The following is a 25,439-nucleotide window of genomic DNA, read 5'->3' on the forward strand; positions in this document are numbered from 1 at the left end:
ATCTTATTTCTTAAACTTCTCAAGGATTTTTTTCCATCCTTTTGGTTCTATTTTATCGTCATGATAACCTTCTCCATAAGCTCCATACCCATAACCGTAGCCATAACCATAACCGTAGCCATATTTTGCTTTATTTTGAAAACCATTGAAAAGGACACTAATATTGTGTAATTCACCACGTTTATGTTTTTCATTTACAACGCTTAACATTCCTTTTTTAGTAAAACTCTGTCTTGTTACATAAAGAGTTGCATCACAAAAATGTGCTAATTCTAGTGCGTCAGAGACCAAACCAACTGGTGGAGTATCCAAAATTATGTAATCATATTTTTGCTTTAATTCTTCAATCATTTCCGCCATAGATTCTCCCATCAATAATTCAGCTGGATTAGGAGGGATTGGTCCCGAAGGAATCACATCTAAAAATGGAATATGTGTTTTTTGAACAACTTCATCTATTGTTTTTTGTCCAATAAGATAATTTACAACTCCGGTTATGTTATCAATATTAAAATCTCCAAAAATTCTTGGCTTTCTTAAATCTAAACCAACAATTACTGTTTTCTTTTCACTTAAAGCAAAAACAGTGGCTAAATTAATTGAACAAAATGTTTTACCTTCACCACTTACAGATGAAGTTAGCATTAGTATTTTTGCTCCATCTTTTTGTTGTTTTTTATACAAAAACTGAAGTGAAGAGCGAATTGCTCTAAATGATTCTGCCAAAGGCGATTTTGGTTTTTCAAAAACGGATAAATTATTATCCGTATTCTTTTTTCCAATAACCCCAATTACAGGAATTTTTGTTAATTTTTGAATATCTTCAACACTATTAATATTATTATCTAGAAGAGTAATAATAAATACAATTACTAGTGGAATTAAAAAACCTAAAAGCGCCGCTAAGATGTAATTAATACTTGTTTTTGGACCTCTTAGACCACCTCCAACATCTTTTGCTCTATCTAAAAAATTGATATCTGATATATTGGCTGCTTTTACAATTTCTGCTTCGCTTCGTTTTTCTAAAAAAGTGCTATAAATTTTGTCCTTTAAATTATATTTTCTAGTAATTTTTAAATGTTCTTGTTTTTGTTCTGGCAATAAACTCGCTTGACTTTCTGCAAGACCTATGTTTTTATTTACAATTGACAAATCAATCATCAAAGCACTTTTTGAGCTAGCGATATTTTCTAGAAGCACATTTTTAACAGCTTCCATTTGCACATCAAAATCAGTAAACATTCCTTTATTTTTTACTGAATATGCCATTTTTGAGCGTTCAGCAGAAAGTTGAATTAATCTTGAAACATTTCCAATAATATTTGGATCATCAATACCAGCAACAGTTGGAGCAGGTAATTTAGAATAATCTGTACTTTTGACTAAATAATTCTTTAAGAGATTATAATAGGCAATTTTTCTGTCAATTTCATCTTTTTGAATATCATAAGTTGATAGCTTTTCAGAAAGCATTGAACCACCTTCCTCTTCTAAGTCAAAAACATTTTTACCTTTTCTAAATGCCTTCAATTCGCCTTCTGCATCTTTTATTTGACCTTCCATTTCAACTAATGTACTGTCAATAAAATTAATGGTATTGTTAGCAAAAAGATTTTTACTGTCTAATTGATTTTTTCTTAAAACATCAACTGTTGTGTTTAAATATTCAACCAATCTATACTTATTTGAACCTTCTAGTTGCAGTCTTACAACAGACAAAGCTTTCACATCTGCAGACACATCAATTCCTCTGTAAGCACCAACAGTAGCATTAAAATCATCAAATTGCAAATAATATTCTGCATTTACATAATCAAATGCTTCAGGTTTAACTTCAACTTTTAGATGTAAAAAAGGAAGATTAATTTGTTCTCCTACTTTAAATACTTTTTTAAATTCTTTATTTCCAACAGCAAAATTAGTTGTAGACAAATCAGCATAATGCATCAACGGAACCGAAGTTGCTTCTTCAAAATCCACACTTATTTCAAACTGAGTTGGACTAACAAATTTGACTTTGATGGGTCTTGCAAAAAGTTGTCCCTTACTTTTATCAATTTTTATATAGAAAGGAACTTCTCCATAAGCATCTTGATAATAGTATTTACCTTTTCTTAAATACTTGATGTAATATTGCAATTTATCAACAACAACTTCATTATGTGAACGAGATTTTAAAGAAGTAATAATGGTTTGCACTTTATCTGATGTTCCTCCCCAATTGAAAACTAAACTTGTATTTGAAGTAAAAAATGGATTATTTTGGTCTTCAACCACAATTAAAGATTCCATTCCATAAATCTTCTCTTTTCTAATATTTACATTGTATGCAATTAAGAAAGTTATTATCAAAGACAACACAAACCATTTCCAATAACTTAAAATTTTTAAAAGAAATCCTTTAAAATCAAAGCTGTTTTGTGACTCAAAAAAATTAAAATCTTTTGTATCTAACATAATTAATTATAGATTTTTGCTTAACAGAATTGCAGTAGTTACTAATGAAAGTGCTGAAACTATAGTTGCTACGGTTTGTACTCCTGTAGTTCCTGTTCCCCATGATTTTTGCTTCAAAGGTTTAACAATGATATAATCGTTTGGTTGAATATAAAAATACGGAGAATTCATAGATTTTGCATCGGTTAAATCTATAGAATGCGTTTCAAAACCATGCGGAAATTTTCTAATAATTTGAACTTCTTTTTTATTTCCGGTAATTGTAATATCTCCTGAGTTTGCAATTGCTTCCATGATAGTCGCTCTATCTTGATATAAAACATTTGTTCCTGGAGAGCCTATTTCACCATTGATAGTATAACGCAATCCTGCCAATTTAACTGTTACAAAAATATTGGCTTCAGCTTTAAAATATTCGTCTAATAATTGTTTTTCGACTTTTTGTCTTATCTCATCTAAGGTAAAACCTAATACATTTAATTCTCCTAAAACTGGAATTCTAATATTCCCATGATCATCAACTGTAAAACCTTTAAAGTACAAACCTTGCTGAGAAGTTTCTGTCGAACCTGATTCTGACGGATTAAACATATCGACCAATTTTTGATCAAGTGCTTTTATTGAAATGGTAATAATATCGTTTGTTTGAACTCGATATGGCTTTGAAGCTTCTTGAGTTACTTCAATTGAATTAGAATTCGAACCTTTATTTTGTAGATAAACCAAATCTTTATTTGGAATACAAGACGCAAATAAAGAAGCAATTATAGCAAAAACAATTATTTTTTTCATCAGATAAATAACATATAAGTTAGGGAATTTATTTTACTTAGCTATAAAACTAAAAAACCTACACTATTTTAGGAAACAAATATAGTTTTTACAATTAAAATAACGAAGTGATTATAACAATTTGATGTAAATTTCATCAATTATTGCTTGATAGAAGTTTCAAACGGAATTCTGTTTAACAAACTTCTACCTAAAGTAACTTCATCTGCATACTCTAATTCGTCACCCACAGCGATTCCGCGTGCAATTGTAGAAGTTTTGATTTGATACTCTTTGATTTGTTTATAAATGTAAAAATTTGTTGTGTCACCTTCCATTGTTGAGCTCAAAGCAAAAATGATTTCAGAAACAGTTCCTTCTTTTACTTTTTCTACTAATGATGTAATTTTTAGTTGACTTGGACCAATTCCTTCAATTGGAGAAATTTTTCCACCAAGTACATGATAAACACCTTTGAACATATTTGTGTTTTCAATTGCCATTACATCTCTAACGTCTTCAACAACACAAATAATTGATTTATCTCTCGCAGGATTTGAACAAATTGCACAAACTTCGGCATCAGAAATTGTGTGACACTTTTCGCAAAACTGAATATCTTTTCGCATGTTTGCTAGTGCGATTGTAAGTTCTTCAGTTTGCTCTATAGGTTGTTTTAATAGATGCAATACAAATCGTAATGCCGTTCTTTTACCAATTCCAGGTAATTGAGACATTTCGTTGACCGCATTTTCTAATAATTTTGAAGGCAATTCCATGATGCAAAAGTAACAAATTTTGAGGTTTAGATAATTTGATTTTTTGAAGATTATTTATGTAAATTGCCACCAACAAAAATTAGTATAAAAATGAGTCCATTTGCAATTTTATCTTTAATCATTATTTACTTTGGTTTATTATTTATCATCTCCCATTTTGTAAGCAGAAAAGATAGTGGAAATGAAGCTTTTTTTAAAGCAAATAAAAACTCAAAATGGTATTTAGTTGCTTTTGGAATGATAGGAACCGCATTATCTGGTGTAACTTTCATTTCGGTTCCTGGCGAAGTAGGCAATCCTGATTTGCAATTCAAATATTTTCAGTTTGTTCTTGGAAATGCTATTGGTTTTTTAATCATTGCTAAAGTGCTATTGCCATTATACTATCGCATGAATTTAACTTCAATTTACGGCTATATTGAACAACGTTTAGGAATTGTAAGTTACAAAACGGCCGCATCCATTTTTTTAATTAGTAGAACTATTGGATCTGCATTCAGATTATACTTAGTGGTTATTGTTTTGCAACGTTATGTTTTTGATTATTATAAAATTCCGTTTTCTTTAACCGTTTTAATTTCATTAGCATTAATATTTGCTTACACTTATAGAGGTGGATTAAAAACAATTATTATTACAGATACTTTACAAACTTTCTTCTTGGTTTCTTCAGTATTTTTAACCATTATTTTTATTTGTAAAAGTTTAGATTTAAGCTTTTTACAAGCTTTTGAAACTGTAAAAGAAAGTCAGTATTCAAAAGTCTTCTTTTTTGAAGATTTTTTAAAAGGAAACTATTTTTGGAAACAAGTTTTAGGTGGAATTTTTGTAACTATTGCTATGGTTGGGCTTGACCAAGACTTGATGCAAAAGAATTTGAGTTGTGCCACCATAGGCGAAGCACAAAAAAACATGTTTACCTTTACAGGGATTTTTGTAATTATCAATATTTTCTTCCTTAGTGTTGGAGCGCTACTTTATTTATTTGCCGAAAAAAACGGCATTCAAGTTCCTATGGTTGATGGTGTTGCTAGAACCGATTTTTTATTTCCTGAAATTGCTTTAAAATCATTAGGACTAATTCCTGCAATAGTTTTTTTATTAGGATTAACTGCGGCTACTTTTGCTACAACCGATTCTGCATTAACGGCCTTAACCACTTCTTTCTGTGTTGATTTTTTAGGCATGGATAAAAGTGAAAATTTAAACAGCCCAAATATTGTTCGTAAAAGACATATTGTTCATTTAGGTTTTTCCCTTTTAATGTTTTTAGTAATTGTATTTTTTAATACTGTCAATGATGCTTCTGTGGTTAAAATGATTTTTAAAATAGCATCTTATACTTATGGACCACTTTTAGGATTATATGCTTTTGGATTATTTGTAAAATCTAAAACAGTAAATGATAAGTTAGTTCCGCTCATTTGTGTGATTTCACCTGCCGTTTGCTTTTTAATATCCACTTATTCTACCCATTTATTTGGCGATTATATATTTGATAATGAACTAATTATTGTAAATGGATTAATTACTTTTATAGGTTTATTTTTAATCAGTAAACCAGCAACTGGACAAACAAAGTTTTAATATTGATTAGTAGCTAATAATACTAAAGTACAAGCTACTTCATATTGAATATTATTTGCCTCAAGAAGTTTGAAAAAAGTTGGATTTTCGGTTCCAGGATTAAAAATAACACGTCTTGGTTTTAATGACAAAACGTAGTCATAATATTCTTCTTGGGCAGTTGGGTTCAAATATATAGTTACAGTATCAATTGCTCGAAAACCTATTTTATCCGTTTCAATTGGAATATCAAATGCCATTCCTTTTTTAGCACCTATTGCTACTACTTGATGACTCTTATCTACTAAGTTATGAATAGCTTTGTATGAATAACGTTCTTTATTGGTTGAGGCTCCTAATACTAATGTCTTCATATGAATAATATTTTCTATAAATTTAGTAAATTAAAATAATAAGTATAACTTTGAAATTACATTATTTTAATACCCTACAAAAAAATCGCTATTACATTTGCAAAAAAACTATGGAAATATTCATTTATCTATTTGCCGCTTTATTTTCTGTTCTAAATCCAATTGGAACTGTTCCTATATTTGTTGGACTTACACAAGGTTATAGCAAAGCCGAGCGATCCAAAGTGTCCTTATTGACATCTTTTAATGTTTTTATAATATTAATTATTTCCTTTTTTATTGGTCAATATGTCTTGAGTTTTTTTGGCATAACCATTACTGCACTTCGAATTGCTGGAGGAATAATCATTACAAGTTCTGGATTTGGGTTACTGAATGGAAACTTCAGTAAAAACAAAGGAATTAATAAGAAGGTACAAAAAGAGGTTGAAAATCGCCATGATATTGCATTAACCCCACTAGCAATGCCTATGCTGGCTGGACCAGGATCTATTTCATTATTGATTGCCTACTATCAAGAACTAAAAGAAAGTGGTGAAGTCATCTCAACTTATGAAATTGTAAGTTCTTGCATTGCTATTTTAACAGTTGCTTTTGCAATCTATATTATTTTAAGAAGTGCACACTATTTGGCAAACATTTTAGGTTCGTCTGGAATTGTTGCTATTTCTAGAATCATTGGTTTTTTAACGATTGCAATTGGTATTCAATATATTATTAGCGCTGTTTTGAGTATTGTAAGAGGAATTTAATTTTTGAATCTAAAAAAGAATCCCAAATTCCGAATGAGATTGGAATTTGGGATTTTAAGTATTTGATAAATAAGTTTTATTCTTTCGGCAAGAAAACCTCTGCCATCATACAACGTGCACTTCCGCCACCGCAAGCTTCAATGGTATCTAAACTTGAGCTTACAATAGTTACATGCTCTTCTAATTGTGCAATTTGCTTTTTAGTCAAACTTTGATGTGCAGATGCACTCATAATTAAATATCTTCTGTCATCGGTTCCTTTTACTTCTAACATGTTTCCGGCAAAATTATTTACCTGATCTTCTGTAATTAAGATTACTTCTTTTTCATCTCCTTTTAAGCTATCCAATACCATTTTACGCTCTTTTTTATCATCGATACAATCGGCACAAATAACAGCAAATGTTTCTCCTACACACATGATTACATTGGTATGATAAATGTGTTTTCTTTCACTATTGACCGTTTGAAATGCTTCAAAAATTACAGGTGTAAACTCAAAATCTTCACAAAATTCGATAAACAATTCTTCATCTGCTCTTGGCGATAAGGCACAATATGCTTTCCCGTTAGCTCTATCTAAAACGATACTTCCTGTTCCTTCTAAGAAAACTTCGTCTTCTTCAGCCGAAGTGTAATCCATAATTTCATTGATTACAAATCCTTCCTCTTCTAATCTATCTAATACATCTTCTCTTCGTTCTAATCGTCGATTCTCGGCAAACATTGGGTATAAAACCACATCTCCATTTTCATGAAATGAAATCCAGTTGTTTGGAAAAATACTATCTGGCGTATCTGGACTTAATGTATCTTCAACCACCACAACATTTAATCCAATCATTCTTAATTTTTGAACAAAAACATCAAACTCTTCTTGCGCTTTTGCATTTACTGAAGCAGGTGTTAAATTATCTAATATCTTTTGATAATAATTATTTACAGCCGTTTGTTCGTTCATTCGGAATGCCACCGGACGAATCATTAATATGGAATTAGTTGTTTGGTTCATGTTATATTTTGTTTATGGTTTCAGATTTCATGTTTCAGGTTTCACAACTTGAACCGTTAAACTTGAAACAAAGTTTTTAATCTCTAATTAATGGTAAAGTTGAGCATCTTAATAATCCTTCTTGTTTTGCAATTTCTGCATACGGAATTTCTTCAACTGTAAATCCGTTTTCGCGAAGCCAATTATTTAATCTGGTAAAATTCTTTTCAGAAACTACAACATCAGGAGCAATTGAAAACACATTTGAATTCATATGATACATTTCCTCTCTTTCGATGTGAAACAAATTCTCTTTTCCGAATAAATTCACTAAAAACATATAATCTGCTTCTTCGCGGAAACCACTTTTGTAGATGATTCCTTTATTAGTACCTATTGGTTGAAAGCAGCAATCTAAATGCAAAGCATTATCACGCGGCTCTATTTTAGATTTGACCAAGTCAAATGCTTTCACAATTTTATTTGGGAACAAAGTTTTTATATAATCCACACCTTGCCAATTGGTTCTAGCAGTTATATAATCTTTATAATCTGAACCTTTATATGTTCCAATAAAAATATAATCATTCCAAGGCATTACATCACCACCTTCTATATGAACTTCTTCAGGTGGTCGTACAACCTTATTAGGGTCAATCTGATCAATTACATACTGAATTGCATCTAATTCACGCTCTCTATCAGGCAAAATATTTGCTTTAATAAAAATATCATCTATAACAAATCCAATATCTCTAGCGAAAATTTGGTTATAATTTTCAATTATTTGCGGTCTAAAAACTTTAACATCATATTTTTGAAATACAGCGTTAAAAGCTTCCATTTCTTTAACCATATCAACCTCTATAGGATAAGTACCTGCTTTGATATGTTCTAATGATTTTGGATCATAAGCTTCTTCTATTGTAGGTGTTGGACCATTACTAAGAGCGGTTCCTAACACCACTGCCCTTAATCGTGACGTTTCGTTTTTTACATTTAATTGTAACATAACTTTAGTTTTTTGAATGCGTTTATTGGTTTCGCTAATATGGCAAATATAGAAAAAGCAAACGATATAGTGATTGCCAATTATTGCTTTATTTCATATATTCAACCTCTTGAAATTCATAATTTTTCACTACATTTGATAAGAACTTAAAAATCAAATTATCATGGGATTATCAAATTTTTTTAGCTCTCTTTTTGGAAAAGCTAAACAAACAGCAGAAAGCGCACAAGAAAATTTAAGCGAAGTTGCAGAAAATGCGATGGAAAAAGTAACTGAAGTTGCAGTGGACGTTAAAGAAACTGTAGAAAATGTTGCTGAAACTGCTTCTCATAAATTAGATGAAATGGGCGTTTCTGAAAAAGTTGCAGATTTTGTTGAAACAGCTAAAGAAAAAGTTGCAGATGCAACTGAATGGATTGAAGAAAAGGCACATCAAGCAAAAGACGCTGTTGAAAACATAGTTGAAAAAGCCGAAGAAAAAGTGGAAGACTTAACAGATAATAAAGAAGCTGAAAAACCAACTGAATAATTTCAAAATCATAAAAAAACCCACTACAAGTAGTGGGTTTTTTTTATGATTTGATTATCTATCTTTCACTTCTTTAAAAGGACGCAATGGATGTCCAGTATAAACTTGTCTTGGACGGCCGATAGGTTCTTTATTAACTCTCATTTCTTTCCATTGAGCAATCCAACCTGGTAAACGACCAATAGCAAATAACACTGTAAACATTTCAACCGGAATTCCCATAGCACGATAAATGATTCCTGAATAGAAATCTACATTTGGATATAAATTTCTTGATTTAAAATATTCATCTTCTAAAGCTACTTTTTCTAATTGTTTTGCAATTTCTAGTAATGGGTCATGAACATCTAAAGCTCCTAACACATCATCTGCTGCTTTTTTAATAATTGTAGCTCTTGGATCAAAGTTTTTATATACTCTATGGCCAAATCCCATTAAACGGAATGGATCATCTTTATCTTTAGCTTTTAGAACAAACTTTGCAACATCTCCTCCATTTTCATGAATTTCTTGTAACATTTCTAGAACCGCTTGATTAGCACCTCCATGAAGTGGTCCCCATAGTGCAGATACACCTGCAGAAATTGAAGCAAATAAACCAGCATGAGAAGAACCAACAATTCTTACTGTTGATGTTGAACAATTTTGCTCATGATCTGCATGAAGAATGAATAATTTATCTAAAGCATCAACTACTTTTTTATCTACTTTATATGGTCCCGTTGGTAATTCAAACATTAAACGCATGAAATTTTCAACATAACCTTTTGTGTTATCATAATAATTTAATGGAAATCCCATAGTTTTTCTGTAAGTCCAAGTTGCAATAACTAAGAATTTACCCATAGTTTTACAAACGGCATCGTACATTTCTGCTTCATTATGAGGATTAACTGATTTTGGGTTAAAAGCAGTTAATGCACTTGTTAATGACGCCAAAACGCCCATTGGGTGAGCTGTTCTAGGAAAACCATCAATGATGTTCTTCATTTCTTCACTAACCAATGTATATTTTCTAATGTCATTTTCGAATTTTTCTAACTGAGCAGTCGTTGGAAGTTCTCCAAAAATCAACAAATAAGAAACTTCAAGAAAATCAGCTTTATCTGCTAAATCTTCTATTGAATATCCTCTGTAACGCAAGATTCCTTCTTCTCCATCTAAAAATGTAATCTCACTTGTACATGACCCAGAATTTTTATATCCAGGATCGATAGTAATAGCACCAGAAGCACTACGTAATTTGTCGATATCGATAGCAACCTCATTTTCAGTTCCTACTATAACTGGAAACTCATACTTTTTGCCATCTAGCTCTAATATTGCAGTTTTTGACATATAATTATAATGTATTTTTTGATAAATATTTATGTATTTTGCGAATTTAACAAATAATCCTCGAACAATAAAGAAATTTTATATAATTTATGGTTAAATAATATACATAAAAAATCCTGCTATAAATGGATTATAACAGGATTTTAAAATATTATGAAAAAAATTATCTTTTTACTTTAAAGGCATTTACACCAGGAAAATAAGCTACATCAGCTAATTCTTCTTCTATACGCAATAATTGATTATATTTTGCCATACGATCTGAACGCGAAGCCGAACCCGTTTTAATTTGTCCACAGTTTAAAGCAACAGCTAAATCAGCAATGGTATTATCCTCTGTTTCTCCAGAACGGTGTGACATTACTGAAGTATATCCGGCGTTATGTGCCATGTTTACAGCTGCAATAGTTTCAGTTAAAGTACCTATTTGATTTACTTTAATTAAGATTGAATTTGCAATCGATTGATTAATTCCGCGAGACAATCTTTCAACATTTGTCACGAATAAATCATCTCCAACTAATTGAACTTTATCTCCGATTTTCTCTGTTAATAATTTCCAACCTTCCCAATCGTCTTCATACATTCCATCTTCGATAGAAATAATTGGGTATTTTTCTGATAATTCTGCTAAGTAAGAAGCTTGTTCTTCAGAAGTTCTAATTTTTCCTGTTTCACCTTCAAATTTAGTGTAATCGTATTTTCCGTTTACATAAAATTCTGAAGCGGCACAATCTAAAGCAATCATTACATCATCACCAAAAGTATAACCAGCATTTGTAACTGCTAATTTGATTGAATCTAAAGCGTCTTCTGTTCCACCAGCTAAATTTGGAGCAAATCCACCTTCATCACCTACTGCAGTAGATAAATGTCTATCGTGTAATACTTTTTTCAGATTGTGGAAGATTTCAGTTCCCATTTGCATAGCGTGCGTGAAATCTTTTGCCTTAACTGGCATAATCATGAATTCTTGAAACGCAATTGGAGCATCAGAATGTGACCCCCCATTAATGATATTCATCATTGGCAACGGCAATGTATTTGCAGAAACACCTCCTACATAGCGATATAAAGGCATCCCCAACTCATTAGCTGCAGCTTTTGCTGCTGCCAAAGAAACACCTAAAATAGCATTTGCACCTAAATTAGATTTATTAGCAGTTCCGTCTAATTCAATCATTATTTTATCGATTAAATTTTGCTCAAAAACAGACATACCCACAACCGCTTCTGCGATTTTTGTATTTACATTTTCAACAGCTTTTAAAACACCTTTACCCATATAAGCCTTACCACCATCACGAAGTTCAACTGCTTCATGCTCACCAGTAGAAGCACCACTTGGAACAGCCGCTCTTCCTAAAATTCCATTTTCTGTAATTACATCAACTTCGATTGTTGGGTTTCCACGAGAGTCTAAAATTTGCCTTGCGTGTACTTTTATAATTATACTCATTTTATATTTTTTTAGTTAGTATTTTACGAATAATAACAAATTTAAAACTTAAAATTGAACTATTTTATGAATTTAAAAAAACTTATAAACGATAACGTTTTAGTTGAATGAAGATTTAATATTGTCGATAAATTGGTCAAACAAATAACTAGAATCATGAGGGCCTGGACTAGCTTCAGGATGATATTGTACTGAAAAACAGTTTTTAGATTTCATTCGCATTCCAGCAACTGTTCCGTCATTCAAATGTTCGTGAGTTAATTCGAAGTCTGGATGTTTATCCAATTCTTCTCTTACAATAGCAAAACCATGATTTTGAGACGTAATCTCACCTTTACCTGTTATTACATTCTTTACAGGATGATTAATTCCTCTGTGACCGTTAAACATTTTATAAGTTGAAATTCCATTGGCCAATCCAATGATTTGGTGACCTAAACAAATTCCAAATAAAGGTTTATTTTCGTGTAAAATATGACGCGCTACTTCTTGTGCACTTTCTAAAGGCTCTGGATCGCCAGGCCCATTAGACAAGAAATATCCATCTGGATTAAACGATTTCAAATCTTCAAAAGAAGCGTTATATGGAAATACTTTAATATAACAATCTCTTTTTGCAAGATTGCGAAGAATATTAGTTTTGATTCCCAAATCTAAAGCAGAAATCTTATATTTAGCTGATTCATTCCCAAAGAAATAAGGTTCGGTAGTAGAAACTTTTGAAGCCAATTCTAAACCATTCATATCTGGAACTTGCGCTAATCTTTCTTTTAATTCTGCGATTGGAGTACCATCTGTACAAATAACAGCATTCATAGCTCCATTATCTCTAATATAACTAACCAATGCTCTTGTATCAACATCAGAAATTACAATAAGATTTTGCTTATTTAAGTATTCGAATAAACTTTCAGTAGCGTCTTCACGTGAATAGTTAAAACTAAAATTTTTACAAACTAATCCAGAAATTTTAACTGAATCAGATTCTACTTCTTTCTCATTTACACCATAATTCCCTATGTGTGCATTGGTTGTAACCATAATTTGTCCGAAATATGATGGATCAGTAAAAATTTCTTGATAACCAGTTGTTCCGGTATTAAAAGCGACTTCACCAAAGGTTATACCTTCAATTCCAATAGATTTTCCGTGAAAAATGGTTCCGTCTTTAAGAAGTAAAACGGCTTTAGAACGATTGTTGTATTTCATTGCGTTGTGTTGTTGTGATGCAAATTTAGTTATAAAAGTTGTTTTTAGAAAATGTTTGATTCGTAAAACCAAAAAAAAAGGATAAACTTAAAAAAGTCTATCCTTATTATTTTTACATGAATGTTATCATGATTATTCTGTAGCTTCAGTATTTTCAGAAGTTTCAGCTGCAGGAGCTTCAGGAGTTCCTTCTGCTTTTTTAGCTTTACCACGACGAGTCGTTTTCTTAACTTCTTTTTTACCACCATTGTACAATGTGTTGAAGTCTACTAATTCAATCATTGCCATGTCAGCGTTATCTCCTAAACGATTACCTAACTTGATGATACGAGTGTATCCTCCTGGACGGTCACCAACTTTAGCAGCAACTTCTCTGAACAATTCTGTCACAGCATATTTATCTCTTAAATAAGAGAAAACTGTACGACGATTGTGAGTAGTATCTTCTTTTGATTTTGTAACTAATGGTTCAACAAATTGTTTTAAAGCTTTAGCTTTAGCAACAGTAGTGTTGATACGTTTATGTTCGATTAAAGAACAAGCCATATTAGCTAACATAGCTCTTCTATGTCCTTTTTGTCTACTTAAATGATTGAATTTTTTTCCGTGTCTCATGACGTCTATTATTTATCTTCATCTTGCATCAATCCTTAATGGAGCGCAAAATATGAAGCAATTATTCTTTATCTAGCTTATATTTAGTTAAATCCATTCCGAAAGTAAGGTTTTTATTAGCCACTAACTCATCTAATTCAGTTAATGATTTTTTACCAAAATTACGGAACTTCATTAAGTCATTCTTATTGAAAGATACTAAATCACCTAATGTATCAACTTCAGCCGCTTTTAAACAATTTAATGCTCTAACAGATAAGTCCATATCAACTAATTTAGTTTTCAACAACTGTCTCATATGAAGTGACTCTTCATCATAAGACTCAGTTTGAGCAATTTCATCTGCCTCAAGAGTAATTCTCTCATCAGAAAACAACATAAAGTGGTGAATCAACGTTTTAGCTGCTTCAGTTAATGCATCTTTAGGATGAATAGAACCGTCTGTAATGATTTCAAAAACTAATTTTTCATAATCTGTTTTTTGTTCCACACGGAAATTTTCAATAGAATATTTTACATTCTTTACAGGTGTGTAAATTGAATCAGTGAAAATTGTTCCTATTGGTGCATTTGATTTCTTGTTCTCTTCTGCAGGAACATAACCTCTACCTTTTTCGATAGAAAGCTCCATATTCAAAGTTGTTTTACTATCTAAATTACAGATAACTAAATCTGGATTTAAAACTTGGAAACCAGAAATAAATTTTTGAAAATCACCTGCAGTAATTTTATCTTTTCCAGAAAGAGAAATAGAAACAGATTCATTATCGATATCTTCTATTTGACGTTTGAAACGTACTTGCTTAAGATTTAAGATAATTTCTGTAACATCTTCAACCACACCAGAAATCGTAGAGAACTCATGTTCTACACCTTCAATTCTTACTGATGTAATTGCATATCCTTCAAGAGAAGAAAGCAAAACTCTTCTAAGTGCATTACCAACAGTCAATCCGTAACCAGGTTCCAAAGGTCTAAATTCAAATTTACCTTCGAAATCCGTAGAATCGATCATGATAACTTTATCGGGCTTTTGAAAATTAAATATTGCCATATTTTCGACTAATGTCAATTATTATTTGTTATACAACTCAACGATTAGTTGTTCCTTAATATTTTCTGGAATTTGAAGTCTTTGAGGTACAGAAACAAAAGTACCTTCTTTAGTATCATTGTTCCATGTAATCCACTCATATACTTGAGAAGACGCAGATAAAGAACGGTCGATAGCTTCAAGAGATTTTGATTTTTCACGTACAGCAACTTTATCACCAGCTTTTAAGTGATAAGAAGGAACGTTTACTAATTCACCATTAACAGTGATATGTCTGTGAACAACGATTTGACGTGCAGCTCTACGAGAAGGAGCAATACCCATTCTGTAAACAACATTATCTAAACGTGCTTCACATAATTGAAGTAAAATTTCACCTGTTACTCCAGAAGCAGCAGATGCTTTTTTAAATAAATTTCTGAATTGTTTTTCAAGAATTCCGTAAGTGTACTTCGCTTTTTGCTTTTCCATTAACTGAACTGCATATTCAGATTTTTTACCTCTCTTTTTAGCTAAACCATGTTGCCCTGGAGGGTAATTTCTTTTTTCGAAGGCTTTGTCTTCTCCGAATATTGCTTCGCCAAATTTACGAGCAATTTTAGTTTTTGGACCAGTATATCTTGCCATTTTAAAAAAATTAAAAAAGGTAGGAATTATGAATTCAGGTCTATATCCTTCGATAATTTTAAACCTACCTATATTATACTTAAATTATACTCTTCTTCTTTTCGGAGGACGACATCCGTTATGTGGCATTGGAGTTACATCAATAATTTCTGTAACTTCAACTCCAGAATTATGAATAGATCTGATTGCAGATTCTCTTCCATTACCTGGACCTTTCACATAAACTTTAACTTTCTTTAGTCCAGCTTCAAGAGCTACTTTACTACAATCTTCTGCTGCCATTTGAGCTGCATAAGGAGTATTCTTTTTAGAACCTCTAAAGCCCATTTTACCAGCTGAAGACCAAGAAATTACTTCACCTTTCTTGTTTGTTAAAGAAATGATGATGTTGTTAAAAGTAGCATTAATATGCGCTTCACCCGAAGATTCAACGATAACTTTACGTTTTTTTGCAGTTGCTTTAGCCATATTATTACTTATTATTTAGTTGCTTTTTTCTTGTTAGCAACAGTTTTTCTCTTACCTTTTCTAGTTCTAGAGTTGTTTTTAGTTCTTTGACCTCTTAATGGAAGTCCAGCTCTGTGACGAATACCTCTTTGACATCCAATATCCATTAAACGTTTGATGTTTAATTGAATTTCAGAACGCAATTCTCCTTCAATTTTGAAATATGAAACAGCATCACGGATTGCTCCGATCTCGTCGTCATTCCAATCTTGAACTTTTTTGTCTTCGCTCACTTGAGCTTTAGCTAAAATATCTTTAGCTCTGCTTTTACCAATACCAAATATGTATGTTAAAGCAATGATTCCTCTTTTTTGTTTAGGTATATCTACCCCTGCAATTCTTGCCATAATTATCCTTGTCTTTGTTTAAATCTAGGATTCTTTTTGTTAATAACGTATAATCTTCCTTTTCTACGTACAATAATGCACTCGGCACTTCTCTTTTTAACTGATGCTCTTACTTTCATTTTAATAGCTTTAGTATCTATAAGTAATTCTTGCTTTAGACAAATCGTAAGGACTCATTTCAAGTTTTACCTTGTCACCTGGTAATAATTTTATATAATGCATACGCATTTTACCAGATATATGAGCAATTACAACGTGTCCGTTTTCTAACTCTACACGAAACATAGCATTTGACAATGCCTCTACAATTGTTCCGTCTTGTTCTATTGCTGATTGTTTTGCCATAAAAATTAAGCTAATGCTTTTCTATTTTTACCACTTTTCATCAAACCATCATAGTGTTTATTCAATAAATAAGAATTTATTTGTTGAATAGTATCTATTGCAACTCCAACCATGATTAATAAAGAAGTACCTCCATAAAAATAACCCCAAGCACCTTGCACACCAAGTAAACTTACTGCTATAGCTGGGAACACAGCGATTAAAGCAAGAAATAACGAACCTGGGAAAGTTATTAATGACATTATTTTATCTAGGTAATCTCCTGTTTCAACTCCAGGTTTAACACCTGGTATAAAACCACCACTTCTTTTTAAATCATCGGCCATTTTATTTGTTGGTACAGTAATTGCGGTGTAAAAGTACGTAAAAATTACAATTAACAAAGCAAAAACAATATTATATACCAAACCAAATGGATCATTAAACATTGCTGCTAATGAAAGTGCACTATCAGATTTTGACAAACCTGAAACTGCAGCTGGAATAAACATAATCGCTTGAGCAAAAATGATAGGCATAACACCTGATGCATTTAACTTCAAAGGAATAAACTGTCTGTTTCCTCCCATCATGTCTTGTTCAAAATCTCCAGAAACTGTACGTCTAGCGTATTGTACTGGAATTTTTCTTACAGCCATTACTAATAAAATACATGCTATAATTACTAAGAACCAAAGTATTAATTCGATAACAATCATCATCACACCACCATTTGCTTGTGTTGTTCTAGATGAAAACTCTTGAATAAATGCTTGAGGCATTCTAGCAATAATACCAACCATTATCAATAAAGATATACCATTACCAATACCTTTGTCGGTAATTTTCTCTCCTAACCACATTGCAAAAATTGTTCCTGTAACTAAAATTAGTACAGAAGAAAATAAGAATGGGAAAGAACCGGCTCCTAACATAAATGCCTCACCTGGCAATGTGTTGTATAAGTTATAAATATAACCTGGACCTTGAACTAAAGTAATTAAGATCGTTAACCATCTTGTAATTTGGTTAATTTTCTTTCTACCACTCTCTCCGTCTTTTTGTAATTTTTGCAAATATGGCACTGCAATTCCCATTAATTGAACTACAATGGAAGCTGAAATATATGGCATGATACCCAATGCAAATACAGAAGCCTGCGAAAACGCACCTCCTGTAAATACATTAATTAACCATCCAATACCTTCATTAGTTTGGTTTGTAAGATTTGTCAATTTAGTAGCATCAATTCCAGGAAGAGTTACTTGCGCACCAAAACGATACACCAATAACAATCCAAGAGTTAATAAAATTCTATTTTTTAACTCTTCAATTTTCCAAACGTTGATGAATGATTCTATAAATTTCTTCATTTTACTAAAAGGATTATAAAGTTACAGCTTCTCCACCAGCAGCTTCAATTGCCGCTTTAGCAGATGCAGTAAATTTGTGAGCACTTACTTTAAGTTTTGTTTTTAGCTCACCTCTTCCTAAAATCTTTACTAAGCTATTTTTTGTAGCCAAACGCGTATCAACATATACAGTAAAATCAACTGTATCTGTAACTACTCCGTTTTCTACTAATAATTGTAATGAATCAAGATTAATACCTTGATATTCTACTCTATTAATATTCTTGAAACCAAACTTAGGCACACGTCTTTGAAGTGGCATTTGACCACCTTCAAAACCAATTTTCTTAGAATACCCAGAACGAGACTTAGCTCCTTTGTGTCCACGTGCAGCGGTACCACCTTTACCAGAACCTTCTCCTCTACCTACTCTTTTATTTTGGTTGTGAACTGAACCTTCAGCTGGTTGTAAGTTACTTAAATTCATAACTGTATAGTGTTATTTAGTTTCTTCAACAGAAACTAAGTGTTTAACTTTATTTACCATTCCAAGGATAGCAGGATTTGCATCATGCTCAACAACTTGTCCCATTTTACGAAGACCTAAAGCTTCCAAAGTTCTCTTTTGATCAAGAGGACAATTGATTTTACTTCTTACTTGTTTTACTAATAATTTTGCCATGATTTCCTGTTAATTAACCTTTGAATACTTTTTCTAAAGATACTCCTCTTTGTTTCGCAATAGTTACAGCGCTTCTCATTTGTAATAAAGCATCAAAAGTTGCTTTTACTACATTATGAGGGTTTGACGAACCTTGTGATTTAGATAATACATCATGAATGCCTACTGATTCTAATACGGCACGAACCGCACCACCAGCAATTACTCCAGTACCATGAGAAGCAGGCATTAAAAATACTCTTGCTCCACCAAATTTACCTTTTTGTTCATGAGGTACAGATTGACCATGTAGAGGAATTCTAACTAGATTTTTCTTTGCATCTTCTACTGCTTTAGCAATAGCTTCAGAAACATCTTTAGATTTTCCTAATCCATGACCTACCACACCGTTTTCATCACCAACTACTACGATAGCAGAGAAACCAAATGCTCTACCTCCTTTAGTAACTTTAGTAACACGATTTACACTCACCAAACGATCTTTTAATTCAAGACCTCCTGGTTTTACAATCTCTACGTTTTTATAATTATGATACATAATTTCTTAGAATTTAAGTCCAGCTTCTCTAGCTCCTTCAGCTAATGATTTCACACGTCCATGGTATAAATACCCACCTCTATCAAAAGAGATTGTTGAAATACCTGCTTTAAGTGCTTTTTCAGCAACTAATTTACCAACTGCTTTTGCAGTTTCAACAGCAGTTCCTTGAGCAACACCTTTATCTCTCGATGAAGCTGCAACTAAAGTTGTACCGTTTACGTCGTCTATGATTTGCGCATAGATTTCTTTATTACTTCTGAATACAGAAAGTCTTGGTTGAGCAGCAGTTCCGCTTACAATCTTTCTGATTCTGAACTTAATTCTTTGTCTTCTTTCAGATTTCGTTAATGACATAGTCTTAATTTTTAAGCTGATTTACCTGCTTTTCTTCTTAGTTCTTCTCCTACAAACTTAACTCCTTTTCCTTTATATGGTTCAGGTTTGCGGAAACCTCTGATCTTCGCAGCTACTTGACCTAATAATTGTTTGTCGAATGATGATAATTTCACTATCGGGTTTTTACCTTTTTCTGAAACTGTTTCAACAGTAACTTCTTTTACAACTTCTAGAACGATATTGTGAGAAAATCCTAAAGCTAAATCAAGTTTTTGACCTTGATTAGAAGCTCTATAACCTACTCCAACTAATTCTAATTCTTTTGTAAAACCTTCAGAAACACCAACAATCATGTTGTTGATTAATGAACGATAAAGTCCGTGTTTCGCTCTCTCATCTTTATAATCTGATGAACGCTCAACGATAACATTGTTATCTTCGATTTTTACTGTTACATCAGAAAATTCTTGAGTAAGCTCGCCTAATTTTCCTTTAACTGTAACTACAGCATCTTTAACTTCTACAGTTACTCCTGCTGGAATTGCAATTGGATTTTTACCTATTCTTGACATTGTCTCGTCTTTATTATTAATATACGTAACAAATTACTTCTCCACCAACATTTAATTGCTTAGCTTGTTTTCCGGTCATCAATCCTTTTGATGTAGAAACAATAGCAATACCTAAACCATTTAAGATTCTAGGTAAGTTAGCTGAACTTGCATATTTACGTAAACCTGGTTTACTAATTCTTTGGATATCTTTGATAACAGACTCTTTTGTGTCTTTATCATATTTAAGAGCAATTTTGATTGAACCCTGAACAGAGTTATCTTCAAATTTGTAACTTAAGATATATCCTTGATCGAATAAAATCTTTGTGATTTCTTTCTTCATGTTAGAAGCTGGAATTTCAACCACTTTATGGTTGGCTCTCACTGCATTTCTAACTCTCGTAAGATAATCGGCAATTGGATCTGTATACATATGTATATATTTGCGGTTATGGTTTTCAATCCGCCCTCAGCGGATTGAACCTTTAACCAGTTAAATTATTTTTTGGATTGCAAAAGTAATAACTTTATTTCAAATTACCAAGATGCTTTTTTAACACCTGGAATTAATCCTTGGTTAGCCATTTCACGGAATGTAACACGAGAAAGACCGAACTGACGCATATACCCTCTTGGTCTACCTGTTAATTTACAACGATTGTGCAAACGTACTGGAGATGCATTTTTAGGTAATTTTTGTAATGCTTCAAAATCTCCAGCAGCTTTAAGCGCTTTTCTTTTTTCTGCATATTTGTCAACAACTGCTTGTCTCTTTACCTCACGGGCTTTCATTGATTCTTTAGCCATATCTTAATTCTTTTTAAAAGGTAATCCTAATTCCGCTAATAATGATTTTGCTTCTTTATCTGTTTGAGCAGACGTTACAAAAGTGATATCAAAACCAGATATTTTGTTTACTTTGTCAATATCAATTTCTGGGAAAATGATTTGCTCTAAAACACCTAAGTTATAATTTCCTCTTCCGTCAAAACCAGTAGATTTAATTCCATTAAAATCTCTAACACGTGGCAAAGATGATGTAATCAATCTATCTAAAAATTCATACATTCTTTCTCCACGCAAAGTTACTTTAGCACCAATTGGCATACCTTTTCTCAATTTGAAAGACGCAACGTCTTTTTTAGAGATAGTAGCAACTGCTTTTTGCCCAGTAATTTTTGTCATCTCTTCAACAGCATAATCAACTAACTTTTTGTCAGATACAGCTGCACCAACTCCACGGCTTACAACAATTTTTTCAAGTTTAGGAACTTGCATAACATTTTTGTAACCGAATTCTTCTGTAAGAGCAGCAATTACTCTGCTCTTATATTCTTCTTTTAGTCTAGGAATATATGCCATAACTATAGTACTTGATTAGATTTTTTTGAAAATCTCACTTTCTTGTCTCCTTCTTGTTTGAAACCAACTTTCGTTACTTCTTTTGACTTAGGGTCAATCAAAGACAAGTTAGACACATGAATAGGAGCTTCTTTCTTAACGATTCCTCCTTGAGGGTTTTTTGCACTTGGTTTTGTGTGTTTTGAAACCATGTTAACTCCTTCAACAATCGCTTTGTTTTTTTCACGAAGAACGCGTACAATTTTACCTTCAGAACCTTTATGGTCTCCAGCAATAACTCTTACGATATCTCCTGATTTTATTTTTAGCTTTATCATTTGTATAAGAATTAAAGCACTTCTGGTGCTAATGATACAATTTTCATGAATTGTTTTTCACGAAGTTCTCTGGCAACTGGACCAAAAACACGAGTTCCTCTCATTTCACCTGCAGCGTTTAACAATACACATGCGTTATCGTCAAAACGGATGTAAGATCCATCAGCTCTTCTCACTTCTTTTTTGGTACGTACAACAACTGCAGTCGATACAGCTCCTTTTTTAACGTTTCCGTTTGGAGTAGCATCTTTAATTGAAACTACAATTTTGTCACCAACAGAGGCATAACGACGTTTCGTTCCTCCTAAAACACGGATCGTAAGAACTTCTTTCGCTCCTGTGTTATCTGCTACTTTTAATCTTGACTCTTGTTGTACCATAATTACTTAGCTCTTTCAATGATTTCAACTAATCTCCAACATTTAGATTTACTTAATGGACGTGTCTCCATAATTCTTACAGTATCTCCAATATTACAATCGTTTGTTTCGTCGTGTGCAACATATTTTTTAGTTTTTAACACGAACTTACCGTATAATGGGTGTTTAACTTTTGTAGTTTGTGACACAACAATAGATTTCTCCATTTTGTTTGAAGTCACCACACCAATTCTCTCTTTTCTTAAATTTCTTTTTTCCATCTTTCAGCTAGTGTACAATTATTGTAACTCTCTTTTAGTTAACTCTGTATGTAATCTCGCAACTGATCTTCTCAAGCCTCTTAATTGAAGAGGATTTTGGATTGGCGAAATTGCATGAGCATTTTTTAGGTCGGTATACGTTTTCTTTAACTGACTAAGTTGTTCTTGTAACTCAGCTGCAGATAGATTTTTAATTTCTGATTGTTTCATAATAAATTTTGATTATGCTTCGAAATCTCTAGCAACGATAAACTTAGTTTTAACAGGAAGTTTTTGAGCTGCTAAGCGTAAAGCTTCTTTTGCAACTGATAGAGGCACTCCTCCAACTTCAAACATAATTTTACCAGGTTTAACAACTGCAGCCCAATACTCAACTGCACCTTTACCTTTACCCATACGTACTTCTAATGGTTTCTTTGTAATAGGCTTATCTGGAAATATTTTGATCCATAATTGACCCTCTCTTTTCATGAAACGTGTTGCTGCGATACGAGCTGCTTCAATTTGACGAGAAGTAATAAATGAAGAATCTAAAGATTTGATACCAAACATTCCATTTGAAAGCTCGTGTCCTCTTTGAGAAACGCCTTTCATTCTACCTTTCTGTACCTTACGGTATTTTGTTCTTTTAGGCTGTAACATTTTTCTTTAGTTTAAATAATTACTTTCTTTTGCGTGCGTTTGGTTTACCATCTCTTTTTGGAGCAGAAGATCCTGAAGGTTTAGACTTTTGTTTGTCCATTCCTACTAACGGAGAAAGATCTCTTTTTCCATAAACCTCACCTTTCATTATCCATACTTTGATACCCATTCTACCATAAGTAGTATGCGCTTCAGCTAATGAATAATCGATATCAGCTCTGAAAGTTGACAAAGGAATTCTACCTTCTTTGAAGTTTTCCGAACGTGCCATTTCAGCACCATTCAAACGACCAGAAATTTGAACTTTGATACCTTCTGCGTTCATACGCATTGCAGCAGCAATAGCCATTTTAATTGCTCTTCTGTATGAAATTCTACTTTCAATTTGACGAGCAATACTTGTTCCTACTAAGTAAGCATCAAGCTCAGGTCTTTTAATTTCAAAGATGTTAATTTGAACTTCCTTGTCTGTAATTTTCTTAAGTTCTTCTTTTAACTTGTCTACCTCTTGACCACCTTTTCCGATAATAATACCAGGTCTAGCAGTAGTGATAGTAACGGTTACAAGTTTTAAAGTTCTTTCGATAATTATTTTTGATACACTAGCTTTAGATAAACGTGCATGGATATACTTTCTGATTTTGTAATCTTCAGCGATTTTATCACCGTAGTCATTACCTCCATACCAGTTTGAGTCCCATCCTCTGATGATACCAAGTCTATTTCCGATTGGATTTGTCTTTTGTCCCATACTGTTTATTAATTGCTTTGTATGTTATTATTTGATCCTAACACGATTGTTACGTGGTTAGAACGCTTTCTAATTCTGTGTGCACGACCTTGTGGAGCTGGACGAAGTCTTTTTAACATCATACCACCATCTACTGTAATCGTTTTTACAAATAAGCCTGCTTCTTCTAAATTAGCATCTTCGTTTTTCTGTACATAATTATTTATGGCAGATAATAACAATTTCTCTAATTTTCTTGAAGCTTCTTTTTGACTAAATCTTAATATATTAAGAGCTAATTCAACTTTCTGACCTCTTACTAAATCTGCTACTAAACGCATTTTTCTAGGTGAAGTTGGACAGTTATTTAATTTAGCAAAAGCAACTTGTTTTTTTGCTTCCTTAGTCTGCTCTGCTCTTTCTCTTTTACGAACTCCCATAGCTTCCTATTATTTTTTACCTTTATTTTTAGCCCCAGCATGACCTCTAAAAGATCTTGTTGGTGAAAACTCTCCTAATTTGTGTCCTACCATGTTTTCTGTAACGTAAACTGGTACAAACTGACGACCATTGTGAACTGCGATTGTTTGTCCAACAAAATCCGGAGTAATCATTGATGCTCTAGACCAAGTCTTAACAACACCTTTATTACCACCTGCGATATTTTCTTGAACTTTCTTCTCTAATTTATAATGAACGAATGGTCCTTTTTTTAATGAACGTGCCATGTCTATCTAATTATTTCTTTCTACGTTCTACAATATACTTATTACTCGGGTTAACTTTAGAACGAGTTCTATAACCTTTAGCAGGTAAACCTTTTCTTGAACGTGGATGACCTCCAGATGAACGTCCTTCACCACCTCCCATTGGGTGATCAACTGGGTTCATTGCTACTGGTCTTGTTCTTGGTCTTCTACCTAACCATCTTGATCTACCAGCTTTACCTGATACGATTAATTGGTGGTCTGAGTTAGAAACAGCTCCAATAGTTGCTGAACAAGTCAACAAGATTAATCTTGTTTCTCCTGAAGGCATTTTAATTGTTGCATATTTTCCATCTCTTGCCATTAATTGAGCGAAAGTTCCTGCAGAACGAGCGATTACAGCTCCTTGACCTGGTCTTAATTCGATACACGAAATAACAGTTCCTAGAGGAATTTTACTTAAAGGCATTGCATTTCCAATTTCTGGAGACGCATCAACACCTGAAACTACAGTTTGTCCTACTTGTAATCCATTTTGAGCAATAACATAAGTTTTAGCCCCATCAGCATACACTAATAATGAAATAAAAGCTGAACGATTTGGATCGTATTCTATTGTTTTAACTGTAGCTGGAATTCCATCTTTAGTTCTTTTAAAATCAATAATACGATACTTTTGTTTGTGACCACCGCCTGTGTAACGCATGGTCATTTTTCCTTGACTATTTCTACCTCCAGAGTTTTTTTTCGGTGCGATCAATGAACGCTCCGGCTTATCAGTTGTAATAGTGTCAAAGCTATTAACAACTCTAAATCGCTGACCCGGGGTAATAGGTTTTAATTTTCTAACTGACATTTTCTA

General features: G+C 32.5%; 37 protein-coding genes. 3 read left to right on the forward strand and 34 right to left on the reverse strand.

Features of this window, described 5'->3' with window-relative positions; translation table 11 throughout:
- Nucleotides 1-3: 3 nt before the first annotated feature.
- From VK164_RS07605 to recR, 3 genes are all read right to left on the reverse strand, one after another.
- Complete coding sequence (locus tag VK164_RS07605) at nucleotides 4-2,460, reverse strand: polysaccharide biosynthesis tyrosine autokinase (RefSeq protein WP_324208782.1); 2,457 nt, start codon at nucleotides 2,458-2,460, stop codon at nucleotides 4-6.
- A 6-nt stretch (nucleotides 2,461-2,466) separates the two neighbouring features.
- Nucleotides 2,467-3,252, reverse strand: a complete 786-nt coding sequence (locus VK164_RS07610) for a polysaccharide biosynthesis/export family protein (RefSeq protein ID WP_324208783.1) — start codon at nucleotides 3,250-3,252, stop codon at nucleotides 2,467-2,469.
- Nucleotides 3,253-3,392: 140 nt separating this feature from the next.
- Entirely contained in the window at nucleotides 3,393-4,010 is a 618-nt protein-coding gene (recR, locus tag VK164_RS07615; RefSeq protein WP_324208784.1) for a recombination mediator RecR, read from the reverse strand.
- Between the two features lie 90 nt (nucleotides 4,011-4,100).
- Between recR and VK164_RS07620 the strand changes: the two genes are divergently transcribed.
- Nucleotides 4,101-5,597, forward strand: a complete 1,497-nt coding sequence (locus tag VK164_RS07620) for a sodium:solute symporter (protein ID WP_324208785.1) — start codon at nucleotides 4,101-4,103, stop codon at nucleotides 5,595-5,597.
- On the opposite strand, the gene VK164_RS07625 is transcribed toward VK164_RS07620, so the two are convergent.
- A complete protein-coding gene (locus tag VK164_RS07625) occupies nucleotides 5,594-5,950 on the reverse strand; it encodes a CoA-binding protein (protein ID WP_324208786.1) in 357 nt (118 codons plus the stop codon). The two genes, VK164_RS07620 and VK164_RS07625, sit on opposite strands and share 4 nt — an antisense overlap.
- Before the next feature lie 110 nt (nucleotides 5,951-6,060).
- On the opposite strand from VK164_RS07625, the gene VK164_RS07630 reads away from it, so the two are divergent.
- The gene (locus VK164_RS07630) at nucleotides 6,061-6,702 is read left to right on the forward strand and encodes a MarC family NAAT transporter (protein ID WP_166237037.1); all 642 of its coding nucleotides are present in this window, start codon (nucleotides 6,061-6,063) and stop codon (nucleotides 6,700-6,702) included.
- Nucleotides 6,703-6,778: 76 nt separating this feature from the next.
- On the opposite strand, the gene ctlX is transcribed toward VK164_RS07630, so the two are convergent.
- Nucleotides 6,779-7,714 carry a citrulline utilization hydrolase CtlX gene (gene ctlX / locus VK164_RS07635; protein WP_324208787.1) on the reverse strand — a complete coding sequence of 312 codons (936 nt, stop codon included), beginning with the start codon at nucleotides 7,712-7,714 and terminating at the stop codon, nucleotides 6,779-6,781.
- A gap of 76 nt (nucleotides 7,715-7,790) precedes the next feature.
- Nucleotides 7,791-8,705 carry a dimethylarginine dimethylaminohydrolase family protein gene (locus VK164_RS07640; protein ID WP_324208788.1) on the reverse strand — a complete coding sequence of 305 codons (915 nt, stop codon included), beginning with the start codon at nucleotides 8,703-8,705 and terminating at the stop codon, nucleotides 7,791-7,793.
- A 163-nt stretch (nucleotides 8,706-8,868) separates the two neighbouring features.
- Here VK164_RS07640 and VK164_RS07645 point away from each other — a divergent pair, with 163 nt between their 5' ends.
- A complete protein-coding gene (locus tag VK164_RS07645) occupies nucleotides 8,869-9,234 on the forward strand; it encodes a hypothetical protein (protein WP_324208789.1) in 366 nt (121 codons plus the stop codon).
- A gap of 54 nt (nucleotides 9,235-9,288) precedes the next feature.
- Here the strand turns inward: VK164_RS07645 and VK164_RS07650 are convergent, their stop codons facing one another.
- From VK164_RS07650 to rplB, 28 genes are all read right to left on the reverse strand, one after another.
- The gene (locus VK164_RS07650) at nucleotides 9,289-10,572 is read right to left on the reverse strand and encodes a citrate synthase (protein ID WP_324208790.1); all 1,284 of its coding nucleotides are present in this window, start codon (nucleotides 10,570-10,572) and stop codon (nucleotides 9,289-9,291) included.
- Between the two features lie 163 nt (nucleotides 10,573-10,735).
- A complete protein-coding gene (eno, locus tag VK164_RS07655; RefSeq protein ID WP_324208791.1) occupies nucleotides 10,736-12,031 on the reverse strand; it encodes a phosphopyruvate hydratase in 1,296 nt (431 codons plus the stop codon).
- Nucleotides 12,032-12,130: 99 nt separating this feature from the next.
- Entirely contained in the window at nucleotides 12,131-13,240 is a 1,110-nt protein-coding gene (gene carA / locus VK164_RS07660) for a glutamine-hydrolyzing carbamoyl-phosphate synthase small subunit (protein ID WP_324208792.1), read from the reverse strand.
- Between the two features lie 132 nt (nucleotides 13,241-13,372).
- Nucleotides 13,373-13,855, reverse strand: coding sequence for a 50S ribosomal protein L17 (rplQ, locus tag VK164_RS07665; RefSeq protein ID WP_324208793.1), 483 nt, complete (start codon nucleotides 13,853-13,855; stop codon nucleotides 13,373-13,375).
- A 61-nt stretch (nucleotides 13,856-13,916) separates the two neighbouring features.
- The gene (locus VK164_RS07670; RefSeq protein ID WP_324208794.1) at nucleotides 13,917-14,909 is read right to left on the reverse strand and encodes a DNA-directed RNA polymerase subunit alpha; all 993 of its coding nucleotides are present in this window, start codon (nucleotides 14,907-14,909) and stop codon (nucleotides 13,917-13,919) included.
- A gap of 21 nt (nucleotides 14,910-14,930) precedes the next feature.
- A complete protein-coding gene (gene rpsD / locus VK164_RS07675; RefSeq protein ID WP_324208795.1) occupies nucleotides 14,931-15,536 on the reverse strand; it encodes a 30S ribosomal protein S4 in 606 nt (201 codons plus the stop codon).
- 84 nt (nucleotides 15,537-15,620) lie between these two features.
- The gene (rpsK, locus tag VK164_RS07680) at nucleotides 15,621-16,004 is read right to left on the reverse strand and encodes a 30S ribosomal protein S11 (RefSeq protein ID WP_008254446.1); all 384 of its coding nucleotides are present in this window, start codon (nucleotides 16,002-16,004) and stop codon (nucleotides 15,621-15,623) included.
- 11 nt (nucleotides 16,005-16,015) lie between these two features.
- Complete coding sequence (gene rpsM / locus VK164_RS07685; RefSeq protein WP_008254460.1) at nucleotides 16,016-16,390, reverse strand: 30S ribosomal protein S13; 375 nt, start codon at nucleotides 16,388-16,390, stop codon at nucleotides 16,016-16,018.
- Nucleotides 16,391-16,392: 2 nt separating this feature from the next.
- Nucleotides 16,393-16,509 (reverse strand): type B 50S ribosomal protein L36, encoded by a 117-nt coding sequence (ykgO, locus tag VK164_RS07690; protein ID WP_002987490.1) that lies wholly within the window; start codon nucleotides 16,507-16,509, stop codon nucleotides 16,393-16,395.
- A 10-nt stretch (nucleotides 16,510-16,519) separates the two neighbouring features.
- Nucleotides 16,520-16,735 carry a translation initiation factor IF-1 gene (gene infA, locus VK164_RS07695; RefSeq protein ID WP_014387717.1) on the reverse strand — a complete coding sequence of 72 codons (216 nt, stop codon included), beginning with the start codon at nucleotides 16,733-16,735 and terminating at the stop codon, nucleotides 16,520-16,522.
- Nucleotides 16,736-16,740: 5 nt separating this feature from the next.
- On the reverse strand, nucleotides 16,741-18,087 hold the full coding sequence (secY, locus tag VK164_RS07700; protein WP_324208796.1) for a preprotein translocase subunit SecY: 1,347 nt from the start codon (nucleotides 18,085-18,087) through the stop codon (nucleotides 16,741-16,743).
- Nucleotides 18,088-18,100: 13 nt separating this feature from the next.
- A complete protein-coding gene (gene rplO / locus VK164_RS07705) occupies nucleotides 18,101-18,553 on the reverse strand; it encodes a 50S ribosomal protein L15 (protein WP_166237026.1) in 453 nt (150 codons plus the stop codon).
- 12 nt (nucleotides 18,554-18,565) lie between these two features.
- Nucleotides 18,566-18,748 (reverse strand): 50S ribosomal protein L30, encoded by a 183-nt coding sequence (rpmD, locus tag VK164_RS07710; protein WP_166237025.1) that lies wholly within the window; start codon nucleotides 18,746-18,748, stop codon nucleotides 18,566-18,568.
- Between the two features lie 13 nt (nucleotides 18,749-18,761).
- Entirely contained in the window at nucleotides 18,762-19,286 is a 525-nt protein-coding gene (gene rpsE, locus VK164_RS07715; RefSeq protein ID WP_166237024.1) for a 30S ribosomal protein S5, read from the reverse strand.
- A 6-nt stretch (nucleotides 19,287-19,292) separates the two neighbouring features.
- Nucleotides 19,293-19,643: a 50S ribosomal protein L18 gene (gene rplR / locus VK164_RS07720; protein WP_073583312.1), complete on the reverse strand. Its 351-nt coding sequence runs from the start codon at nucleotides 19,641-19,643 to the stop codon at nucleotides 19,293-19,295.
- 11 nt (nucleotides 19,644-19,654) lie between these two features.
- The gene (gene rplF / locus VK164_RS07725; RefSeq protein WP_324208797.1) at nucleotides 19,655-20,197 is read right to left on the reverse strand and encodes a 50S ribosomal protein L6; all 543 of its coding nucleotides are present in this window, start codon (nucleotides 20,195-20,197) and stop codon (nucleotides 19,655-19,657) included.
- 16 nt (nucleotides 20,198-20,213) lie between these two features.
- The gene (gene rpsH / locus VK164_RS07730) at nucleotides 20,214-20,612 is read right to left on the reverse strand and encodes a 30S ribosomal protein S8 (protein WP_166237022.1); all 399 of its coding nucleotides are present in this window, start codon (nucleotides 20,610-20,612) and stop codon (nucleotides 20,214-20,216) included.
- Nucleotides 20,613-20,716: 104 nt separating this feature from the next.
- Nucleotides 20,717-20,986, reverse strand: a complete 270-nt coding sequence (gene rpsN / locus VK164_RS07735; protein ID WP_008254474.1) for a 30S ribosomal protein S14 — start codon at nucleotides 20,984-20,986, stop codon at nucleotides 20,717-20,719.
- A gap of 3 nt (nucleotides 20,987-20,989) precedes the next feature.
- Nucleotides 20,990-21,541, reverse strand: coding sequence for a 50S ribosomal protein L5 (gene rplE / locus VK164_RS07740; protein ID WP_324208798.1), 552 nt, complete (start codon nucleotides 21,539-21,541; stop codon nucleotides 20,990-20,992).
- A gap of 2 nt (nucleotides 21,542-21,543) precedes the next feature.
- On the reverse strand, nucleotides 21,544-21,858 hold the full coding sequence (gene rplX, locus VK164_RS07745; RefSeq protein WP_153200734.1) for a 50S ribosomal protein L24: 315 nt from the start codon (nucleotides 21,856-21,858) through the stop codon (nucleotides 21,544-21,546).
- Nucleotides 21,859-21,869: 11 nt separating this feature from the next.
- Complete coding sequence (gene rplN, locus VK164_RS07750) at nucleotides 21,870-22,238, reverse strand: 50S ribosomal protein L14 (RefSeq protein ID WP_007803649.1); 369 nt, start codon at nucleotides 22,236-22,238, stop codon at nucleotides 21,870-21,872.
- Nucleotides 22,239-22,240: 2 nt separating this feature from the next.
- Nucleotides 22,241-22,498 (reverse strand): 30S ribosomal protein S17, encoded by a 258-nt coding sequence (gene rpsQ, locus VK164_RS07755; protein ID WP_026725636.1) that lies wholly within the window; start codon nucleotides 22,496-22,498, stop codon nucleotides 22,241-22,243.
- Nucleotides 22,499-22,516: 18 nt separating this feature from the next.
- Nucleotides 22,517-22,708 (reverse strand): 50S ribosomal protein L29, encoded by a 192-nt coding sequence (rpmC, locus tag VK164_RS07760; RefSeq protein WP_008254482.1) that lies wholly within the window; start codon nucleotides 22,706-22,708, stop codon nucleotides 22,517-22,519.
- Between the two features lie 12 nt (nucleotides 22,709-22,720).
- Nucleotides 22,721-23,140 carry a 50S ribosomal protein L16 gene (gene rplP, locus VK164_RS07765; RefSeq protein WP_008254483.1) on the reverse strand — a complete coding sequence of 140 codons (420 nt, stop codon included), beginning with the start codon at nucleotides 23,138-23,140 and terminating at the stop codon, nucleotides 22,721-22,723.
- Between the two features lie 19 nt (nucleotides 23,141-23,159).
- Nucleotides 23,160-23,891 carry a 30S ribosomal protein S3 gene (rpsC, locus tag VK164_RS07770; protein WP_026725638.1) on the reverse strand — a complete coding sequence of 244 codons (732 nt, stop codon included), beginning with the start codon at nucleotides 23,889-23,891 and terminating at the stop codon, nucleotides 23,160-23,162.
- Between the two features lie 8 nt (nucleotides 23,892-23,899).
- Nucleotides 23,900-24,310, reverse strand: a complete 411-nt coding sequence (gene rplV / locus VK164_RS07775; RefSeq protein ID WP_324208799.1) for a 50S ribosomal protein L22 — start codon at nucleotides 24,308-24,310, stop codon at nucleotides 23,900-23,902.
- Between the two features lie 9 nt (nucleotides 24,311-24,319).
- Nucleotides 24,320-24,598, reverse strand: a complete 279-nt coding sequence (gene rpsS / locus VK164_RS07780) for a 30S ribosomal protein S19 (protein WP_073583326.1) — start codon at nucleotides 24,596-24,598, stop codon at nucleotides 24,320-24,322.
- A gap of 10 nt (nucleotides 24,599-24,608) precedes the next feature.
- On the reverse strand, nucleotides 24,609-25,433 hold the full coding sequence (rplB, locus tag VK164_RS07785) for a 50S ribosomal protein L2 (RefSeq protein WP_324208800.1): 825 nt from the start codon (nucleotides 25,431-25,433) through the stop codon (nucleotides 24,609-24,611).
- Nucleotides 25,434-25,439 lie beyond the last annotated feature (6 nt).

The organism is Flavobacterium sp. (assembly GCF_035299005.1).
Lineage (GTDB): Bacteria > Bacteroidota > Bacteroidia > Flavobacteriales > Flavobacteriaceae > Flavobacterium.

Bases quoted from the DNA above. Each gene is read 5' to 3' on its own strand.
- VK164_RS07605 (WP_324208782.1), bottom strand. From the start codon at position 2,460: ATGTTAGATACAAAAGATTTTAATTTTTTTGAGTCACAAAACAGCTTT.
- VK164_RS07610 (WP_324208783.1), bottom strand. From the start codon at position 3,252: ATGAAAAAAATAATTGTTTTTGCTATAATTGCTTCTTTATTTGCGTCT.
- recR (WP_324208784.1), bottom strand. From the start codon at position 4,010: ATGGAATTGCCTTCAAAATTATTAGAAAATGCGGTCAACGAAATGTCT.
- VK164_RS07620 (WP_324208785.1), top strand. From the start codon at position 4,101: ATGAGTCCATTTGCAATTTTATCTTTAATCATTATTTACTTTGGTTTA.
- VK164_RS07625 (WP_324208786.1), bottom strand. From the start codon at position 5,950: ATGAAGACATTAGTATTAGGAGCCTCAACCAATAAAGAACGTTATTCA.
- VK164_RS07630 (WP_166237037.1), top strand. From the start codon at position 6,061: ATGGAAATATTCATTTATCTATTTGCCGCTTTATTTTCTGTTCTAAAT.
- ctlX (WP_324208787.1), bottom strand. From the start codon at position 7,714: ATGAACCAAACAACTAATTCCATATTAATGATTCGTCCGGTGGCATTC.
- VK164_RS07640 (WP_324208788.1), bottom strand. From the start codon at position 8,705: ATGTTACAATTAAATGTAAAAAACGAAACGTCACGATTAAGGGCAGTG.
- VK164_RS07645 (WP_324208789.1), top strand. From the start codon at position 8,869: ATGGGATTATCAAATTTTTTTAGCTCTCTTTTTGGAAAAGCTAAACAA.
- VK164_RS07650 (WP_324208790.1), bottom strand. From the start codon at position 10,572: ATGTCAAAAACTGCAATATTAGAGCTAGATGGCAAAAAGTATGAGTTT.
- eno (WP_324208791.1), bottom strand. From the start codon at position 12,031: ATGAGTATAATTATAAAAGTACACGCAAGGCAAATTTTAGACTCTCGT.
- carA (WP_324208792.1), bottom strand. From the start codon at position 13,240: ATGAAATACAACAATCGTTCTAAAGCCGTTTTACTTCTTAAAGACGGA.
- rplQ (WP_324208793.1), bottom strand. From the start codon at position 13,855: ATGAGACACGGAAAAAAATTCAATCATTTAAGTAGACAAAAAGGACAT.
- VK164_RS07670 (WP_324208794.1), bottom strand. From the start codon at position 14,909: ATGGCAATATTTAATTTTCAAAAGCCCGATAAAGTTATCATGATCGAT.
- rpsD (WP_324208795.1), bottom strand. From the start codon at position 15,536: ATGGCAAGATATACTGGTCCAAAAACTAAAATTGCTCGTAAATTTGGC.
- rpsK (WP_008254446.1), bottom strand. From the start codon at position 16,004: ATGGCTAAAGCAACTGCAAAAAAACGTAAAGTTATCGTTGAATCTTCG.
- rpsM (WP_008254460.1), bottom strand. From the start codon at position 16,390: ATGGCAAGAATTGCAGGGGTAGATATACCTAAACAAAAAAGAGGAATC.
- ykgO (WP_002987490.1), bottom strand. From the start codon at position 16,509: ATGAAAGTAAGAGCATCAGTTAAAAAGAGAAGTGCCGAGTGCATTATT.
- infA (WP_014387717.1), bottom strand. From the start codon at position 16,735: ATGGCAAAACAATCAGCAATAGAACAAGACGGAACAATTGTAGAGGCA.
- secY (WP_324208796.1), bottom strand. From the start codon at position 18,087: ATGAAGAAATTTATAGAATCATTCATCAACGTTTGGAAAATTGAAGAG.
- rplO (WP_166237026.1), bottom strand. From the start codon at position 18,553: ATGAATTTAAGTAACTTACAACCAGCTGAAGGTTCAGTTCACAACCAA.
- rpmD (WP_166237025.1), bottom strand. From the start codon at position 18,748: ATGGCAAAATTATTAGTAAAACAAGTAAGAAGTAAAATCAATTGTCCT.
- rpsE (WP_166237024.1), bottom strand. From the start codon at position 19,286: ATGTATCATAATTATAAAAACGTAGAGATTGTAAAACCAGGAGGTCTT.
- rplR (WP_073583312.1), bottom strand. From the start codon at position 19,643: ATGTCATTAACGAAATCTGAAAGAAGACAAAGAATTAAGTTCAGAATC.
- rplF (WP_324208797.1), bottom strand. From the start codon at position 20,197: ATGTCAAGAATAGGTAAAAATCCAATTGCAATTCCAGCAGGAGTAACT.
- rpsH (WP_166237022.1), bottom strand. From the start codon at position 20,612: ATGTATACAGATCCAATTGCCGATTATCTTACGAGAGTTAGAAATGCA.
- rpsN (WP_008254474.1), bottom strand. From the start codon at position 20,986: ATGGCTAAAGAATCAATGAAAGCCCGTGAGGTAAAGAGACAAGCAGTT.
- rplE (WP_324208798.1), bottom strand. From the start codon at position 21,541: ATGGCATATATTCCTAGACTAAAAGAAGAATATAAGAGCAGAGTAATT.
- rplX (WP_153200734.1), bottom strand. From the start codon at position 21,858: ATGATAAAGCTAAAAATAAAATCAGGAGATATCGTAAGAGTTATTGCT.
- rplN (WP_007803649.1), bottom strand. From the start codon at position 22,238: ATGGTACAACAAGAGTCAAGATTAAAAGTAGCAGATAACACAGGAGCG.
- rpsQ (WP_026725636.1), bottom strand. From the start codon at position 22,498: ATGGAAAAAAGAAATTTAAGAAAAGAGAGAATTGGTGTGGTGACTTCA.
- rpmC (WP_008254482.1), bottom strand. From the start codon at position 22,708: ATGAAACAATCAGAAATTAAAAATCTATCTGCAGCTGAGTTACAAGAA.
- rplP (WP_008254483.1), bottom strand. From the start codon at position 23,140: ATGTTACAGCCTAAAAGAACAAAATACCGTAAGGTACAGAAAGGTAGA.
- rpsC (WP_026725638.1), bottom strand. From the start codon at position 23,891: ATGGGACAAAAGACAAATCCAATCGGAAATAGACTTGGTATCATCAGA.
- rplV (WP_324208799.1), bottom strand. From the start codon at position 24,310: ATGGGAGTTCGTAAAAGAGAAAGAGCAGAGCAGACTAAGGAAGCAAAA.
- rpsS (WP_073583326.1), bottom strand. From the start codon at position 24,598: ATGGCACGTTCATTAAAAAAAGGACCATTCGTTCATTATAAATTAGAG.
- rplB (WP_324208800.1), bottom strand. From the start codon at position 25,433: ATGTCAGTTAGAAAATTAAAACCTATTACCCCGGGTCAGCGATTTAGA.